The sequence below is a fragment of the Streptomyces thermospinosisporus genome, from assembly GCF_039526425.1.
In the GTDB taxonomy this organism is placed as follows: Bacteria; Actinomycetota; Actinomycetes; order Streptomycetales; family Streptomycetaceae; genus Streptomyces; species Streptomyces thermocarboxydovorans.
In genome coordinates, this window is the sequence record NZ_BAAAIZ010000028.1 from 36,117 (window position 1) to 52,889 (window position 16,773).

Here is a 16,773-nt window from a genome sequence, read left to right on the forward strand (position 1 = left end):
CGCCGGAGAAAGCCCAGGCCGGGGGCCTGGAGAGGAGTGTGACAGACCGGGAACCCGTCGGCAGGCGCCCTTGTGCCCGGCGCCCCCACCGTCTTGGGTGGGACGCGTCGCTGCCGGCCGGGCCCACCGAGCCCCGGACCGGCATGGTGGTATCTCAGGAGGATCCCGACATGTCTGCATCGGCAGGTGGCTGTACCGACCCGCCTCCCGCCATCACCGAGGCGGAGGCGGACGCCGTGGTCCGCGGCATCTGCTTCAAGACCGGACCGCCGAGCCGCCTCGGAGTCGAGGTGGAATGGCTCGTTCACGAGCTGCGCAGCCCGCAGCTCCCCGTCTCGTCCGAACGACTCGAAGCGGCCTATGCCGCGTTGCGGACGCTGCCCCTCAGATCGGCGCTCACCGTGGAGCCCGGCGGCCAGCTGGAGCTGAGCTCGCCGCCCGCCGGGTCGCTCACCGAGTGCGTGGGCACCGTCTCCGCCGACCTCGAGGCCGTGCGCGCGGTACTGCGCGAGGACGGTCTGCGACTGGTCGGCCTGGGCCACGATCCCTGGCACTCGCCCCGCCGTTACCTGCGTGAACCGCGCTACGACGCCATGGAGGCCTGCCTCGACCGGGAGGGCCCCGCCGGCCGGGCCATGATGTGCACCTCCGCCTCGGTGCAGGTCTGTGTGGACGCCGGGTACGAGGAGCCCGGCCCGCTGGGACACGTACGGCGCTGGTGGCTGGCGCACCAGCTCGGCGCGGTCCTGGTCGCCGTGTTCGCCAACTCCCCGCTGGCCGGGCGCCGGGCCACCGGCTGGCTGTCCACCCGGCAGCTGCGCTGGGCACAGATCGGCTCCGGCCGCGCCGGCGGCGCCCCGCTGGACGCCGACCCGCGCGGTGCGTGGGCCCGGCATGTGCTGAACGCGCCGGTGATGTGCGTACGGCGGGACGGCGGGCCGTGGGAGGTGCCGGAGTCGCTGACCTTCCGGGAGTGGACGAGGTCCCGGTGGCCCCGGCCGCCCACGCGGGAGGATCTCGACTACCACGCCACCACCCTGTTCCCGCCGGTGCGGCCGCGGGGACATCTGGAGCTGCGGATGATCGACGCGCAGCCCGGTGACGACGGCTGGATCGTGCCGCTGGCGGTGACGGCGGCGCTGTTCGACGATCCGCAGGCCACCGAGACCGCCTACCGGGCGGTGAAGCCGCTGGCCGAACGGACCCTGGGCCGGCCGGCCCCGCACAATCCGCTGTGGCGCGACGCGGCCCGGACCGGCCTCGCCGACCCGGAGCTGCGCGAGATCGCCGCCGTGTGTTTCGCGGCGGCCCTGGAGGCCCTGCCCCGGCTGGGGGCCGCACGTGAGGTCGTGGACGCCGTGGCGGCGTTCGAGGACCGCCAGGTCAGGCGGGGGCGCTGTCCCGCCGACGACCTGCTCGACGCACTCCACGCCGGGAAGCCCGCGTACGGGAAGGACGTGAGCTCATGACCGACCTCGCCCCCGACACCGAGACCCTGCGCGAGCGCGCGGTCACCTCGCTGGTCACCGCCCGCGACCGCACCACCCTGCTGACCGCGTGCGTGGACGAACCGGATCTGACCGCCCAGCACTCGCCGCTGATGTCCCCGCTGGTGTGGGACCTGGCGCACATCGGCAACCAGGAGGAGCAGTGGCTGCTGCGGGCCGTCGCCGGGCAGGAGGCGATACGGCCCGAGATCGACAGCCTCTACGACGCCTTCGAGCACCCGCGCGCCGAACGCCCCAGGCTGCCGCTGCTCCCGCCGGACGAGGCCCGCCGCTACGCCGCCGAGGTGCGCGGCCGGGCGCTGGACGTGCTGGAGAGCACCGCGTTCGACGGGACCCGGCTGACCGAGGCCGGTTTCGCCTTCGGGATGATCGCGCAGCACGAGCAGCAGCACGACGAGACGATGCTGATCACCCACCAGCTGCGCAAGGGGCCGCAGGCGCTGGCCGCGCCCGATCCGGACCCGGCACCGCTGTTCACCGGGCCGTCCGAAGTCCTGGTGCCGGGCGGGCCGTTCACCATGGGCACCTCCACCGAGCCCTGGGCGCTGGACAACGAACGGCCCGCGCATGTGCGGGAGGTGGCGCCGTTCTGGATCGACACCACCCCGGTGACCAACGCCGCCTATCTGGCGTTCATCGAGGACGGCGGCTACCGGGACCCGCGCTGGTGGACCCCGGAGGGCTGGGCGCACATCCGCCGCAGCTCCATCACCGCGCCGCTGTTCTGGCGGCTGGACGGCGGCCAGTGGCTCAGGCGGCGCTTCGGCGTCACCGAGGCGGTGCCGCCCGACGAGCCGGTACTGCACGTGTGCTGGTACGAGGCGGACGCCTACGCCCGCTGGGCCGGGCGGCGGCTGCCCACCGAGGCCGAGTGGGAGAAGGCCGCGCGGTACGACCCGGCCGGCGACCGCTCGATGCGCTACCCGTGGGGCGACGCCGACCCGGGCCCGGAGCACGCCAACCTCGGCCAGCGGCACCTGCGTCCGGCGCCCGCCGGAAGCTATCCGGCCGGTGAGTCGCCGCTCGGGGTGCGGCAGCTGATCGGCGACGTGTGGGAGTGGACGGCGAGCGACTTCCTGCCGTACCCGGGCTTCAAGGCGTTCCCGTACCGCGAGTACTCGGAGGTGTTCTTCGGCTCCGACTACAAGGTGCTGCGCGGCGGTTCGTTCGCGGTGGACCCGGTGGCCTGCCGGGGCACGTTCCGCAACTGGGACTATCCGATCCGGCGGCAGATCTTCTCCGGCTTCCGCACCGCACGCCCGGAGCACGTCTGATGTGCCGTCATGTGGCCTACGTGGGGCCGGAGGAGCCGCTGGGGCGGCTGCTGGTGGAACCGGCGCACGGCCTGTACCGGCAGTCGTGGGCGCCGCGCCGCCAGCGCTACGGCACGGTCAACGCCGACGGCTTCGGGGTCGGCTGGTACGCGCCGGGCGATCCGGTGCCGGCCAGGTACCGGCGGGCCGGGCCGGTCTGGGCGGACCTGTCGTTCGCCGACCTTGCCCGGGTGGTCCGCACCCGGGCGCTGCTGGCGGCCGTGCGGGACGCCACGCTCTCGGGCGCGGACGCGGAGGCGGCCGCGGCACCGTTCGCCGCGGGGACCTGGCTGTTCAGCCACAACGGGGCGGTCCCCGGCTGGCCGGGCAGCCTCGCGCCGCTGGTGTCCGGGCTGCCGCCCGAGCAGCTGCTGTCGCTGGAGGCCCGCAACGACTCGGCGTTCGTCTGGGCCCTGGTGCTGGCCCGGCTGCGGTCCGGCACCCCGGACGGGCAGGCGCTCGGCGACACGGTCCTCGAGGTCGCCCGGGCCGCCCCCGCGTCCCGGCTCAATCTGCTGCTCACCGACGGGGACACCGTCTCGGCCACCGCCTGGGGCGACACCCTGTGGTACCTGGCCCGGCCCGGCGGCGGCACCGTCGTGGCCTCCGAGCCCTACGACGACGACCCGCACTGGCAGGAGGTCCCGGACCGCACCCTGCTCACGGCGAGCCGCACCGAGGTGCTGCTCGCCCCTCTGCAAGAGCCGGCCGACGCCCTGGCGGCCGCCCCCGCTCGGGGCCCCGCCCGAGCCGCGTCACCGAAGGAGCCGAGCACGTGAGCCCTTTCCGCATCACCCGCACCCTGCCCGAGGACGCCGCCGGCGCGGCCCTGCGCGCCGACGTCCTGCGGGGCCTGACCAGTGGCCCCAAGACGCTGCCGCCGAAGTGGTTCTACGACGCCCACGGCAGCGAACTGTTCGAGAAGATCACCCGGCTCCCCGAGTACTACCCCACGCGGGCCGAGCGCGAGATCCTCTCCGCCCGCGCGGGCGAGATCGCCGCCGCGGCCGGTGCCCGCACCCTGGTGGAACTGGGCTCCGGCTCCTCGGAGAAGACGCGGCATCTGCTCGGCGCCCTCACCGAGCTGCACACCTACATACCCGTCGACGTCAGCGAGAGCGCGCTCCGCCAGGCCGGGGAGGCGCTGGTGACCGAGCACCCCGGCCTGGAAGTGCACGCGCTGATCGCCGACTTCACGGACCGGCTGACGCTGCCTCAGGCCCCGGGGCCTCGGCTTGTGGCGTTCCTCGGCGGCACCATCGGCAATCTGCTGCCCGGCGAACGGGCCGCGTTCCTGGCCTCCGTGCGGGCACTGCTGGCGCCGGGCGACTGTCTGCTGCTCGGCACGGACCTGGTCAAGGACGAGCAGGTGCTGGTGCGGGCGTACGACGACGCGGCCGGGGTGACCGCGGCCTTCAACAAGAACGTGCTGACCGTGATCAACCGGGAGCTGGGCGCCGACTTCGATCCGGCCGCCTTCGAGCATGTCGCCCTGTGGGACGCCGAGCGGGAGTGGATCGAGATGCGGCTGCGCTCCCGCACGGCGCAGACGGTGAAGGTGCCCGCGCTGGATCTCGCCGTGGACTTCGCGGCGGGCGAGGAGCTGCGCACCGAGGTGTCGGCGAAGTTCCGCGAGGAGGGCGTGCGCGCGGAACTGGACGCCGCGGGGCTGGAGCTGAGCCGCTGGTGGACGGACTCCGGGGGACGGTTCGCGCTGTCGCTGAGCACGGTGCGCTGACACATGGCGGCGAGCGCCGTGCGCCGGCCGGCGGGCGTCGCTCTCGGCGCCCGCCGGTCAGCTCCCGGTGAGGGCCCCGGTGATGCGGCGGGAGGCCCGCTCGGCCTCGGTGGCCGGGTCGGCATCGGTGGCCGGGTCGGCATCGGTGAGCACCTCGGTCACAGGGCGGGCAGCCGATGTCTCACATGGGGTCCTGTATCTGTCTGGCGGACAGGGGGACCCGACATGGGGGCAGAGCAGGCGCGCGCTCGAACGGGTTGCCGCATCGCGGTATGGACCAATGCGCAGGGTCAAGGGCCGTCGGTCGAACGGAGCCGACGTCTCGCGCCCGGCCACGGCTTGGGGCACGGTGGAGTGACGTGTGACACAGGCGGCACCGCCGGTGTCGGTGGGAGCCGCACGGAGAGGAGCACCCGCATGTCGAACCACACCTACCGGGTCACCGAGATCTACGGCACCTCGCCCGACGGGGTCGACCAGGCCGTCCGCAACGGCATCGAGCGCGCCTCGCAGACGCTGCGCAACCTGGACTGGTTCGAGGTGACCCAGGTGCGCGGCCAGATCGAGGACGGCCGGATCGCACACTGGCAGGTGGGCCTCAAGGTCGGCTTCCGCCTGGAGGACACCGAGTAGACCGCGCGGGCCTCCAGGGTCGCCCGGCGGTGCGGCGGCCCCGCGTCAGGCAGGTCCCCGGACTCCGGGAGTCAGGTACGGCCCTCGCGTTCCTGGGCGGCCTCGAGCGCGTCCGACGGGGTCGCCCAGCGGGCGTGCAGCACGGTGAATCCGGCGCGCCGGGCGTCCTCGCAGACCAGCTCGTCGTCGTCGACCAGCACCCTGACCTCCCGGTTGCGGGCGAGCCGGCGCAGCACGGCGAGCTTGGTGTACCGGGCGGGCCGGCGGTCGGCGTTGCCGCGCATGTGCAGGGCGCCCTCGGGCAGACCGTGCTCCCGGAGCCAGTCCAGCGTGTCCTGGCGGCAGCGCTCGGGGCGCCCGGTGAGGTAGACGATCTCGCACTCGCGGGCGCTCTCCCGCGCCATGACGATGCCCTCGGCGAGCGGCGGATCCTGCGGGGCGGCGGCGAAGAACCCGTCCCAGTCGCGTGGCCTGCGCTCGAGGAAGTGCTGCCGGTGCGCGGTGTCGGCGAGCGTGTTGTCCAGATCGAACACGGCCAGCGGCCGCCTGCTGCTGTCGGTCACGCCGCCCAGCGTAGACAGGTGCCAGCTTCCGGGAATCCCCGTGTCCCGGCCCGGCATATCCTGAGGGCGGGCACTCCTGCTCGCGGCGAGCGGGAAGGGAGCCGCGTGTGACCGAGCGAAGCACCGACACCCGGCGAGCGCCCGGGCCGGTCCGGCGCACGTCCCGCGGCCCGGCGGGAGACGCGGACGCACTGCACCGGGCGCGCGACGCGGCGGCCCGGGAGGCATGGGCCGAGGCCTATGGCCTGCTGCACCGTCTGGATCCCGCCCGCCTCGTCCCCGACGACTGGGCCGTCTTCGCCGACGCCGCCTGGTGGGGCGGGCACATCGAGGAGTCGATCGACCGCCGGACGCGGGCCCACGCCGGGTACGCCTCGGCGGGCGCCGAGCGGCGGGCCGGTCTCATGGCCTGGCTGCTGTACTACGAGCACACGCTCGCCGGACGGTCCGCGGTGGCCGCCGGCTGGCTGCGCCGCGCCCGCCGGCATCTGCGCGATCAGCCCGACTGCGTGGAGCAGTGCTATCTGGCCTGGGTCGACACGGAGCGGGCCCAGGAGCGCGGTGACTTCGCCGCGGCGATGGAGACGGCCCGCGGCATGGGCCGGATCGCCCAGCGCTGCGGCAGCGCGGACCTGCTCGCCATGAGCGTGCAGGCGCAGGCCGGAGTGCTGATGGCCCAGGGCCGGATGGCCGAGGGGCTGGAGGTGCTCGACGAGGCGATGTGCGCGGTGATGGCGGGCGAGCTCAGCTCGTTCTTCACCGGCTGGATCTACTGTCTCGGTCTGCAGCGGTGCATGGCCTGCGCGGATGTGGAACGCGCCGCCGAGTGGACCGAGGCGGCGATGAACTGGTGCGCCGCCATGCCGGCGGAGAACAACTTCCGGGGCCTGTGCCGGGTGCACCGGGCCGAGGTGCTGGAGCTGCGCGGCGACTGGACCGGGGCGCTGGCCGAGGGGGCGCGCACCTGCGAGGAGCTGCTGCGCAACGAACGCCCGGTGGCCGGGCGGGCGTTCTGTCTGCTGGGGGACGTCCGGCGGCGGCGCGGCGAGTACACCGCGGCGCGGGATGCGTATCGCCGGGCGGACGAGCTGGGTGCCGATCCGCAGCCGGGTCTGGCGCTGCTGCATCTGGCCGCCGGCCACGCGGAGTCCGCGGCCGGCGCACTGCGGGCGGCCCTGGCGTGGGAGGGGGACGGCGGTGTCGGGCGGTGCCGGCTGCTCGCCGCCCAGGTGGAGGTGGCCCTGGCCATGGACCGCCTCGACGAGGCCCGCACGGCCGCGCGGGAGCTGACCGGCCTGGCCGGGCAGTGGCAGCGCCGTCGCGGTTCACGGTCGACGCCGGTGCATGCGAGCGCCGATGCGGCTCAGGGAGCGGTGGCCCTGGCCGCCCATGACATCGACCGCGCGCTGCCGCTGCTGCGCCGGGCCCTGGCCCTCTGGCTGGAGCTGGACGTCCCCTACGAGGCCGCCCAGGTGCGGATGGCGCTGGCGGAGGCCGACCGTGTGGCCGGTGACGAGGAGGGCGCCCGGATGGAGTGGCGGGCGGCCCAAGAGATCTTCGAGCGGCTGGGCGCCCTGCCGGACGCGCGCCGGGCGGCGGCGCTGCTGGCCGGAGCGCGCCCCCGGCCCGGTGGTCTGACGGAGCGCGAGATCCAGGTGCTGCGCCTGGTCGCCCGGGGTGAGACCAACCGGTCCGTCGCCGAGGAGCTGGTGATCAGCGAGCACACCGTAGCCCGCCATCTGAACAACATCTTCGCCAAGCTCGAGGTGTCCTCGCGGGCGGCGGCGACGGCGTACGCCTACCGGCACGGGCTGGCCTGATCCGCGCACCGCATGGGCCGTTCCGCCCATACCCGCCTGACGAGAATGAGCCGTTCCCCCGATGAGACGGGGCCGTCCCCGCGCGTACACCGGTGGTGTGAGTGCTTCCGATCCGGAGACGGAGAGCGGGTGACGGCCATGATCACCTCTGTGCCGGCCGTGGACGACCGGCTGGTGGAACGGCTGCGCGACGCCGTGCACGGTGAGATCGTGCGGCCCCGTGACCCCGGCTACGACTTGGCACGCCGGGTGTACAACGCCATGCACGACAAACGCCCCGCGCTGGTGGTGCGGGCCGCCGACGCCGGAGACGTCGTCGCCACCGTGGGCCTCGCCCGTGAGGAGGGGCTGCCCCTGGCGGTGCGGGGCGGCAGCCACAGCGTCGCCGGCTACGGCACCTGCGACGACGGCGTGGTGCTCGACCTCGGAGGGATGCGCGGGATCCGGGTCGATCCCGACGCGCGCACCGCCCGGGTCGAGGGCGGCGCCACCTGGGCGGACGTCAACCACGCCACGCACGCCTTCGGACTGGCGACCACCGGCGGCATCGTCTCCACCACCGGGGTGGGCGGGCTGACCACCGGAGGGGGCATGGGCCATCTGTCCCGGCGGTGCGGCCTGGCCTGCGACAACCTCGAGTCGGTGGACCTGGTGACGGCCGACGGCTCCCTCCTGACCTGCACGCCTGAGCGGAACGCCGATCTGCTCTGGGCGGTGCGCGGAGGCGGCGGCAACTTCGGCGTGGTCACCTCCTTCAGCTTCCGGCTGCATCCCGTGGCGGACATCCTCGGCGGGGCCACGTTCTATCCGCTGGACACCGAGGTGCTGCGCCGCTACCGGGAGCTGGTGGCCGACTCGTCCGAGAATCTCGGCTCGGTGCTGGTCGTGGGACTGGGACCGCCGGTGCCGTTCCTGCCCGCACACTGGCACGGGCGTCCGCTGTGCGGGGTGGTCACCTGCTTCAGCGGCCCCGGGGAGGAGGACGACGAGATCCGCGCCCGCCTGGCCGCACTGGGCCCCATTCTGGGACAGCATGTGGACCGCATCCCGTATCCGGTGGTCAACACCCTCTTCGACGAGCTGGTGCCGGCCGGGCTGTTCCACTACTGGAAGGGGTCCTTCACCCGGGGCCTGCCGGACGGCGCGCTCGAGACGTTCGCGGAGTACGGCGCCACCACTCCGTCCGTGCAGAGCGTGACGGTCGTCTTCCCGCTGGACGGGGCCTGCCACCGGGTGGCGCCGCAGGACACCGCCTTCTCCTTCCGGGACGCCGACTACTCGGTCGCGCTCAGCCCGACCCTCGCCACCGCCGAGGACTGCGAGGCGCACAAGCCGTGGGTGCGGGCCTTCCACCGGGCGCTGGAACCGCATTCCCTGGGCGGCGGCTATGTCAACTTCATGGACGGCGACGACCAGGACCGCGTCGCCGCCAACTACCGGGACAACCACGCCCGGCTGACCGCGCTGAAGCGACGCTACGACCCCGGGAATCTGTTCCGGCTCAACCACAACATCGCGCCCTGAACGCCCCGGGGATCCAGACGGGGCCGGGATGAGCACCACACCCGGCCCCGCCCGTCCGCACCGTTGGGCGAACGTCTGTGATCAGCCGCCGCGACGGCCCGCCCGCTGCCGGGTCACCGCTTGCCGGCCTTGCGGGTGGCGCGCAGCCACTCCTTGTTCATGCTGGTGATGGACATCAGCGGGATGCCCTTGGGGCAGGCGGTGGCGCACTCGCCGGTGAGCGTGCAGCCGCCGAAGCCCTCCTCGTCCATCTGCGCCACCATGTCCAGCACGCGGGTCTCCCGCTCCGGGGCGCCCTGCGGCAGCACATTGAGGTGGTTGATCTTGGCCGAGGTGAACAGCATCGCCGCGCCGTTGGGGCAGGCGGCCACGCAGGCGCCGCAGCCGATGCACTCGGCGTGCTCGAAGGCGTAGTCGGCGTCCGGCTTGGGCACCGGGGTGGCGTGCGCCTCCGGCGCGGAGCCGGTCGGTGCCGTGATGTAGCCGCCGGCCTGGATGATCCGGTCGAACGCCGACCGGTCCACCACCAGGTCCTTGATCACCGGGAAGGCAGCGGCCCGCCACGGCTCGATGTCGATGGTGTCGCCGTCCTTGAAGGCCCTCATGTGCAGCTGGCACGTGGTGGTCCGCTCGGGGCCGTGCGCCTCGCCGTTGATGACCAGCGAGCAGGCGCCGCAGATGCCTTCGCGGCAGTCGTGGTCGAAGGCAACCGGGTCCTCACCACGCAGGATGAGTTGCTCGTTGAGGGTGTCGAGCATCTCCAGGAACGACATGTCGGGCGAGATGCCGTCCACCTCGTACGTGGACATGGCACCTTCGGCATCGGCGTTCTTCTGCCGCCAGACGCGCAGGGTGAGCTTCATGCGTAGCTCCGCTGGGTGGGGTGGACGTACTCGAAGACCAGGTCTTCCTTGTGCAGGACGGGGGCGGAGCCCGTGCCGGTGAACTCCCAGGCGGCCGCGTAGGCGAACTCGTCGTCCTTGCGGGCGGCCTCGCCGTCGGGCGTCTGGGACTCCTCCCGGAAGTGGCCGCCGCAGGACTCGGTGCGGTGCAGCGCGTCGAGGCACATCAGCTCGGCGAGCTCCAGGTAGTCCACGATGCGGTTGGCCTTCTCCAGCGACTGGTTGAACTCCTCGCCGGTGCCGGGGACCTTGATGCGCCGCCAGAACTCCTCGCGGATCTGCGGGATGCGCTCCAGGGCCTTGCGCAGCCCGGTGTCGTTGCGCGCCATGCCGCAGAACTCCCACATGAGCTCGCCGAGTTCGCGGTGGAAGGAGTCGGGCGTGCGGTCGCCGTCGACGGCGAGCAGCCTGCGCAGCCGCTCCTCGGTCTCGGAGACGACCTCCCGGACGACGGGGTGGGCGGGGTCGATGTCGTCCTGGTGCGGGTTGCGCGCCAGGTAGTCGTTGATGGTGGCGGGCAGCACGAAGTAGCCGTCGGCCAGGCCCTGCATCAGCGCGGACGCGCCGAGCCGGTTGGCGCCGTGGTCGGAGAAGTTGGCCTCGCCGATGGCGAACAGGCCCGGGATGGTGGTCTGCAGGTCGTAGTCGACCCACAGGCCGCCCATCGTGTAGTGCACGGCGGGGTAGATGCGCATCGGCACCTCGTACGGATCCTCGTCGGTGATCCGCTGGTACATGTCGAAGAGGTTGCCGTACTTGGCCTCGACCGCCTTGCGGCCCATGCGCTTGATGGCGTCGGCGAAGTCCAGGTAGACGCCCTGGCCGCCGGGGCCCACTCCCCTGCCCTCGTCGCAGACGTTCTTCGCGGCGCGGGAGGCGATGTCCCGGGGGACGAGATTGCCGAAGGACGGGTAGATGCGCTCCAGGTAGTAGTCCCGCTCGTCCTCGGGGATCTGGTCCGGCGGCCGGGTGTCGCCCTTGGCCTTGGGCACCCAGATGCGGCCGTCGTTGCGCAGCGACTCGCTCATCAGGGTGAGCTTGGACTGGTGGTCGCCGGTGCGCGGGATGCAGGTGGGGTGGATCTGGGTGAAGCAGGGGTTGGCGAAGTAGGCGCCGCGCCGGTGCGCCCGCCAGATGGCGGTCGCGTTGGAGTTCATGGCGTTGGTCGACAGGTAGAAGACGTTGCCGTACCCGCCGCTGGCCAGGACGACGGCGTCCGCGAAGTAAGTGTCGATCTTCCCGGTGATCAGGTCCCGGGCGACGATGCCGCGGGCGCGTCCGTCGATGACGATCAGGTCGAGCATCTCGGTGCGCGGGTGCATCTCCACCTGGCCCGCGGCGATCTGCCGGCTGAGGGCCTGATAGGCCCCGAGGAGGAGCTGCTGCCCCGTCTGGCCGCGGGCGTAGAAGGTGCGGGAGACCTGGACGCCGCCGAAGGAGCGGGTGTCCAGCAGGCCGCCGTACTCGCGGGCGAACGGCACGCCCTGGGCCACGCACTGGTCGATGATCTCGACGGAGATCTGCGCCAGGCGGTGCACATTGGACTCGCGGGCGCGGAAGTCGCCGCCCTTGACGGTGTCGTAGAACAGGCGGTGGATCGAGTCGCCGTCGTTGCGGTAGTTCTTGGCGGCGTTGATGCCGCCCTGCGCGGCGATGGAGTGGGCGCGGCGCGGGGAGTCCTGGTAGCAGAACTGGATGACCTTGTAGCCCTGTTCGGCGAGGGTGGCGCCGGCCGAGCCGCCCGCGAGGCCGGTGCCCACCACGATGATGGTGTGCTTGCGCCGGTTGGCGGGGTTGACCAGCTTGGCCTCGAAGCGGCGCTTGTCCCAGCGCTCGTGGATGGGGCCCGCGGGGGCCTTGGTGTCGGCGACCGGCTCGCCGGTCGTGTAGTCGGCGTAGGAAGTCATGGGTCAGCTCACCACTCCGGTCATGACGCCCACGGGCACGGCGACGAAGCCGGCCGTGAGCAGCAGCGCGAGGACATTGGCGACGGTCTTCAGGGCGCGGTCGCGGGTGCGGCTGCCGACGCCGAGGGTCTGGGCGGCGGCCCAGAAGCCGTGCCGGATGTGCAGGCCGACGGCGAGCATCGCGACGATGTAGATGACGTTGCCGTACCAGGTGGAGAAGGTGTCCACGACGTTCTGGTAGGGCTTGCCGCTCTCGAAGCCGCCGGAGTGCACGGTGCCGGTGGTCAGGTCGAGGATGTGCCAGAGGATGAACAGGCCGAGGATGATCCCGCCCCAGCGCATGGTGCGCGTCGCATAGCTGGCCCGGGGCTTGCTGTGCACGTACTTGCTCGGGCGCGCCTTGATGTCGCGGCGGCTGAGCTGGTACGCGGAGACGGCGTGCGCGACGACGGCGAGGACGAGGACGACGCGGACGAGCCAGAGCGTCCACTCGTAGTGCATGAAGGGCTCGCCGATGGTGCGCAGCCAGTGGGCGTAGTGGTTGAACTCGCCCGCCCCGAAGAAGATCTTCAGATTGCCGAGCATGTGGACGACCAGGTACAGCAGCATGATCAGTCCACTGACCGCCATCACGGTCTTCTTGCCGACGGTCGAGTCCCACACGGTGCGTGCCATGGACGGCCGTCGGTCCGTCCGCGTTGCCAGAGCCATGTCATCAGACGCTAGGGCCGAAAGGCCCCATCGGTCCAAGACATGGTGCAGCTCGTTCCGATAGGCACTGCCTATGGAAGGGCTACGATGGCGGGCATGCAGTTCCAGCAGCTCCAGTACTTCGTGGCGGTCGCCGAGACCCGGCACTTCACACGGGCGGCCGAGGCGGTGCATGTGGCGCAGCCGTCGCTGTCGCAGCAGATCAAGGCGCTGGAGCGGGAACTGGGCGCGGATCTGTTCCTGCGCGCGCGGGGCAACATCACGCTGACCGACGCCGGTGAGGCGCTGCTGCCGCTGGCCCGGCGGATCCTGGCGGACGCGGAGACCGCCCGGCACGAGGTGCAGGAGCTGGTGCAGCTGCGCAGCGGACGGGTGCGGCTGGGGGCGACGCCAAGTCTGTGCACGGGCCTGCTGCCGGATGTGCTGCGGGCCTTCCACGACCGCTATCCGGGCATCCGGCTGCTGATCGAGGAGAGCGGTTCGCACGATCTGGTGCGCGAGCTGGCGCGCGGTGCGCTGGACCTGGCGCTGGTGGTGCTGCCGCTGCCGACGCCGTCACCGGCGCTGACCACCGTGGAGCTGCTGCGGGAGGACCTGGTGGTGGTGTCCTCGCCGGACGCGCCCAGGCCGGGCCGCGGCCGGCGCGCGGTGCGCATCGCCGACCTGGAGGGCGAGCGCCTGGTGATGTTCCGCCACGGCTACGACCTGCGCGAGCTGACCGTCGCGGCGTGCCGCTCGGCCGGCTTCGAGCCGTCCTTCGCGGTGGAGGGCGGCGAGATGGACGCGGTGCTGGGATTCGTCCGGGCCGGTCTGGGCATCGCCGTGGTGCCGCGCATGGTCGCCTCCCGCGCCGGACGCGGGCTGCGGGTCACCCCGCTGGCGCGGCCGGGGCTGCACCGCACCATCGCCCTGGCGCACCGCAGCGACGTGGCGCCGCCGCGGGCCGCACGCGAGCTGCAGCGGATGCTCCTGGAGCGCTGAGTCCCCCGGTGATGCCACCGGGGACGCCTTCTCAGGAGGTCGCGTCCGCCAGGGTCAGCTCGTGCAGCCGCTCGGGAGGACCCGGCCGGGCGTAGTACCAGCCCTGGGCCGTGTCGCACCCCAGTATCCGCAGCTGCTCGGCCTGGGCCCCGGTCTCCACGCCCTCCACGGTGACCGCGAGGTCGAGGCTGTGGGCGAGGGAGACGATGCCCTCCACGATCTTCAGGTCGACCGGGTCGGCCGGGAACTGCTGCATGCTCTGGGTGAAGGAGCGGTCCAGTTTGAGCACGCTCACCGGCAGGCGGCGCAGATTGGCGAGGTTGGAGTAGCCGGTGCCGAAGTCGTCCAGGGCGATGTCGACGCCCATCTCGGCCAGCCGGCGCAGCGGTTTGAGCAGGTCGTCGTCGGCGCCGATCAGGGCGGACTCGGTGACCTCCAGGCACAGGGCGCTCGGCTCCACACCGGTGCGTTCCAGGATCTCGACGGTGTCCTGCACCAGCCCGGGGTGGGTGAGCTGGCAGGGCGAGAGGTTGACGTTGATGCGGAGCGGGCCGGTGGCCTCGGTGCCGCCGTTGCGCTCCTGCCAGGCGCGGGCCTGGCGCACCGACTGCTCCAGCACCCAGCGGCCGAGCGGCACGATCAGACCCGTGTGCTCGGCGAGCGGGATGAAGCGGTCCGGGGAGAGCACGCCGTGCTGCGGGTGCAGCCAGCGCACCAGGGCCTCGGCGCCGCGCACGCTGCCGTCGCCGAGGTGCACCAGCGGCTGGTACTCGATGAAGAACTCGCCGCGTTCCAGGGCGGTGGGCAGCGCCGTGGTCAGCCCGTGCCGGGTGATGGCGCGGGCGTCGGCCTCCGGGTCGGCGACCTCGAAACGGTTGCCGCCCGCGGACTTGGCCCGGTACATGGTGATGTCCGCGCTGCGCAGCACCTCCGCCGCGCTGCGCTCCCCCGCGGGCCCCTCGACGATGCCGATGCTTCCGCGGACGGTCAGTTCCCGGCCGTCGATGCTGATGGGGGCGAGCAGCGCGTTCATGATGCGGGCGGCGAGCTCGTCGACCTTGCGCCGGGTGTCGGGGCCGGTGGTCAGCGCGACGAACTCGTCGCCACCGAGCCGGGCGACCATCTCGCCGGGCGCGGTGGCGCAGGACTGGAGCCGGTCGGCGACCTCGACCAGCAGCCGGTCGCCGGCCGCGTGGCCGAGGCTGTCGTTGACGGTCTTGAAGCCGTCCAGGTCGAGGTAGCACAGCCCGAAGCGCTGGCCCTCGCCGGCGGCCAGCGCCTTCTCCAGCCGCTCGAAGAAGAAGGTGCGGTTGGGCAGTCCGGTGAGCGCGTCGTGGGTGGCCTCGTAGCGCAGCCGCAGATTGAGCAGCCGGCGCTCGGTGGTGTCCTCCATGAGGGCCAGCTGGTACTGCGGATTGCCGTCGGCGTCCCGCAGCAGGGAGACCGTCAGATTGGTCCACAGGACCGTTCCGTCAGGCCGGTAGAAGGCCTTCTCCACGTGGTAGTGGTCGCGTTCGCCGCGCACCAGCTCCTCGTAGAGCTTCCAGACCTGCGGGGTGTCGTCGGGGTGGGTCCACTGCAGGACGTTGCGGCCGCGCAGCGCCTGCTCGGACTGCCCGAACATGCGCAGCAGCGCCCCGTTGACCTGGAGGACGTTGCCCTCGAGGTCGGCGATGCCGATCCCTATGGCCGCGCCCTCGAACACCGCGCGGAACCGGGCCTCGGTGGCGTGCAGGGCCTGCGCCACCACGCCCTGGGCGCGCAACGCGGCCTGGGCGATGGCCTCCTGCTCGGCCAGGGTCCGCCGGCGCAGCGCCTCCGCGAAGCCGGCGGCCAGGGCGTGCTGCAGCCGGGCGCAGCGCGCCCGCAGGTCCTCGCGGTCCCCGTCGCCGCCGCAGTAGAGCACCAGGTAGGAGTCCAGGCAGTCCAGGGTGCGGCTGAGGGCGTCCGGGTCGGTGCAGTGCGCCTCCACCAGGGCGGCGCCGGCCGCCCGGCCGGCCTCCGGGTCGAACACCCGGGCATGCAGCGCCTCGCTCAACCGCTGCGCCGCCGGGAGCAGTTGTTCCTCCAGCTCGGCCCGGGTCGACGACGTCGAGGTCACCGGGAAGACCGCCCGGCTCCAGATCGTCGTGAACCGGCGCAGTCTGTCCTCCGGCCCGTCCGGCTGTGCGCTCACGCCTTGCGCCCCACGCCCGCGAACCCGGAGAACGCGAACGGATCCTCGTCCTCCGGCGGGGAGTCCGGCCTCCAGCGCGGCGGCGGCACAAGTCCCGGTTCCACCATGTCGTACCCCTCGAAGAACCGCGCGATCTCCTCGCGCGAGCGCATGATCAGCGGATTGCGGATGTCCTTGTAGACGTCCACCGCTCCCCCGGCCCGCTCCGGCGGCAGCGGAATGCCCTCGTAGGAGGCATGGGTGAGCACGAGCATGCTGCCGGGCGCGAGTGCCTCGCGCAGTTCGGCCACCGCCGAGTACGGGTCGTCCGCGTCTTCCACGAAGTGCAGTATGGCAACGAGAAGCAGCGCGACTGGCCGATTCAGGTCGATCAGCCGGTGCACCCCGGGGCTTTCGAGGATCTCGCGGGGCTTGCGGAGGTCCGCGGCGAGGATGTCCGCGTTGTCGTTTCCCTCCAACACCGCCTGGCTGTGCGCCACGGCGACCGGGTCGTGGTCGACGTACATCACCCGCGCCCGCGGATCGGCCTCCTGCGCCACCTCGTGCACATTGCCGAAGGTGGGGATTCCGGAGCCGACGTCCAGGAACTGGGTGATGCCCTCGCCGACGGCGTACCGCACCGCCCGCCGCATGAACGCCCGGTTCGCCTGCATGACCTTGGGCAGTCCCGGCATGAACTCCATGGCCCGGCGGGCCGCTTGCCGGTCGACCTCGAAGTTGTGCAATCCGCCCAGGTAGTAGTCGTACATCCGGGCAACGCTCGGCACCGTGATGTCGATGCTCCGTGGGGCCCAGGCGGGGCGCTCCATGTATCACTCCAAGGCGTAGGCGATCCGGTGTTCGACAGGAGGCTACTGATCGCCCGCCCGGGCGGCGACCAGAACCGGAAATCGACCGTCCGTTCCCGGTCACTGCCAGCGGCACGTGCGTGTACTGAATGCCGGATCAGTACGCAGAATCCGGTCATTCGGCCGTTCCGCCGCTTTCACCGCCCTAC

The 16,773-nt window shown here is 72.5% G+C and carries 14 protein-coding genes; 8 read left to right on the forward strand and 6 right to left on the reverse strand.

Annotation, left to right across the window (positions count from 1 at the left end):
- The first annotated feature begins 170 nt into the window (after positions 1–170).
- The 5 genes from egtA to ABD207_RS11265 all read left to right on the forward strand — a co-directional run bounded on the left by egtA (position 171) and on the right by ABD207_RS11265 (position 5,192).
- Complete coding sequence (gene egtA, locus ABD207_RS11245) at positions 171–1,469, forward strand: ergothioneine biosynthesis glutamate--cysteine ligase EgtA (protein WP_344012126.1); 1,299 nt, start codon at positions 171–173, stop codon at positions 1,467–1,469.
- Positions 1,466–2,782 (forward strand): ergothioneine biosynthesis protein EgtB, encoded by a 1,317-nt coding sequence (gene egtB / locus ABD207_RS11250; protein WP_344012128.1) that lies wholly within the window; start codon positions 1,466–1,468, stop codon positions 2,780–2,782. Before egtA ends, egtB begins: the two co-directional genes overlap by 4 nt.
- On the forward strand, positions 2,782–3,600 hold the full coding sequence (gene egtC, locus ABD207_RS11255) for an ergothioneine biosynthesis protein EgtC (protein WP_344012130.1): 819 nt from the start codon (positions 2,782–2,784) through the stop codon (positions 3,598–3,600). The genes egtB and egtC overlap by 1 nt, the downstream gene beginning before the upstream one ends.
- Positions 3,597–4,559 (forward strand): L-histidine N(alpha)-methyltransferase, encoded by a 963-nt coding sequence (gene egtD, locus ABD207_RS11260; RefSeq protein ID WP_344012132.1) that lies wholly within the window; start codon positions 3,597–3,599, stop codon positions 4,557–4,559. The genes egtC and egtD overlap by 4 nt, the downstream gene beginning before the upstream one ends.
- A 417-nt stretch (positions 4,560–4,976) precedes the next feature.
- Positions 4,977–5,192: a dodecin gene (locus tag ABD207_RS11265; RefSeq protein WP_344012134.1), complete on the forward strand. Its 216-nt coding sequence runs from the start codon at positions 4,977–4,979 to the stop codon at positions 5,190–5,192.
- A 71-nt stretch (positions 5,193–5,263) separates the two neighbouring features.
- Here the strand turns inward: ABD207_RS11265 and ABD207_RS11270 are convergent, their stop codons facing one another.
- Positions 5,264–5,755, reverse strand: a complete 492-nt coding sequence (locus ABD207_RS11270; protein ID WP_344012136.1) for a phosphatase domain-containing protein — start codon at positions 5,753–5,755, stop codon at positions 5,264–5,266.
- Positions 5,756–5,862: 107 nt separating this feature from the next.
- Between ABD207_RS11270 and ABD207_RS11275 the strand changes: the two genes are divergently transcribed.
- Both ABD207_RS11275 and ABD207_RS11280 read left to right on the forward strand, forming a co-directional pair.
- Positions 5,863–7,575, forward strand: a complete 1,713-nt coding sequence (locus ABD207_RS11275; RefSeq protein WP_344012138.1) for a LuxR C-terminal-related transcriptional regulator — start codon at positions 5,863–5,865, stop codon at positions 7,573–7,575.
- 138 nt (positions 7,576–7,713) lie between these two features.
- The gene (locus ABD207_RS11280) at positions 7,714–9,099 is read left to right on the forward strand and encodes an FAD-binding oxidoreductase (protein ID WP_344012140.1); all 1,386 of its coding nucleotides are present in this window, start codon (positions 7,714–7,716) and stop codon (positions 9,097–9,099) included.
- 113 nt (positions 9,100–9,212) lie between these two features.
- Here ABD207_RS11280 and ABD207_RS11285 read toward each other — a convergent pair whose 3' ends face one another.
- Genes ABD207_RS11285 through ABD207_RS11295 form a run of 3 tightly spaced genes read right to left on the reverse strand, consistent with a single transcriptional unit; the run spans position 9,213 to position 12,583 of the window.
- Positions 9,213–9,962 (reverse strand): succinate dehydrogenase/fumarate reductase iron-sulfur subunit, encoded by a 750-nt coding sequence (locus tag ABD207_RS11285; RefSeq protein WP_344012141.1) that lies wholly within the window; start codon positions 9,960–9,962, stop codon positions 9,213–9,215.
- The gene (locus ABD207_RS11290; RefSeq protein WP_344012142.1) at positions 9,959–11,908 is read right to left on the reverse strand and encodes a fumarate reductase/succinate dehydrogenase flavoprotein subunit; all 1,950 of its coding nucleotides are present in this window, start codon (positions 11,906–11,908) and stop codon (positions 9,959–9,961) included. The genes ABD207_RS11285 and ABD207_RS11290 overlap by 4 nt, the downstream gene beginning before the upstream one ends.
- A gap of 3 nt (positions 11,909–11,911) precedes the next feature.
- A complete protein-coding gene (locus ABD207_RS11295; protein WP_344012143.1) occupies positions 11,912–12,583 on the reverse strand; it encodes a succinate dehydrogenase in 672 nt (223 codons plus the stop codon).
- Positions 12,584–12,715: 132 nt separating this feature from the next.
- On the opposite strand from ABD207_RS11295, the gene ABD207_RS11300 reads away from it, so the two are divergent.
- Entirely contained in the window at positions 12,716–13,600 is an 885-nt protein-coding gene (locus ABD207_RS11300; RefSeq protein ID WP_344012144.1) for a LysR family transcriptional regulator, read from the forward strand.
- Positions 13,601–13,631: 31 nt separating this feature from the next.
- Here ABD207_RS11300 and ABD207_RS11305 read toward each other — a convergent pair whose 3' ends face one another.
- Together ABD207_RS11305 and ABD207_RS11310 are read right to left on the reverse strand one after the other, a co-directional pair.
- Positions 13,632–15,776 carry a putative bifunctional diguanylate cyclase/phosphodiesterase gene (locus tag ABD207_RS11305; protein WP_344012145.1) on the reverse strand — a complete coding sequence of 715 codons (2,145 nt, stop codon included), beginning with the start codon at positions 15,774–15,776 and terminating at the stop codon, positions 13,632–13,634.
- A complete protein-coding gene (locus ABD207_RS11310) occupies positions 15,773–16,585 on the reverse strand; it encodes an SAM-dependent methyltransferase (protein ID WP_344012146.1) in 813 nt (270 codons plus the stop codon). Before ABD207_RS11310 ends, ABD207_RS11305 begins: the two co-directional genes overlap by 4 nt.
- Positions 16,586–16,773 lie beyond the last annotated feature (188 nt).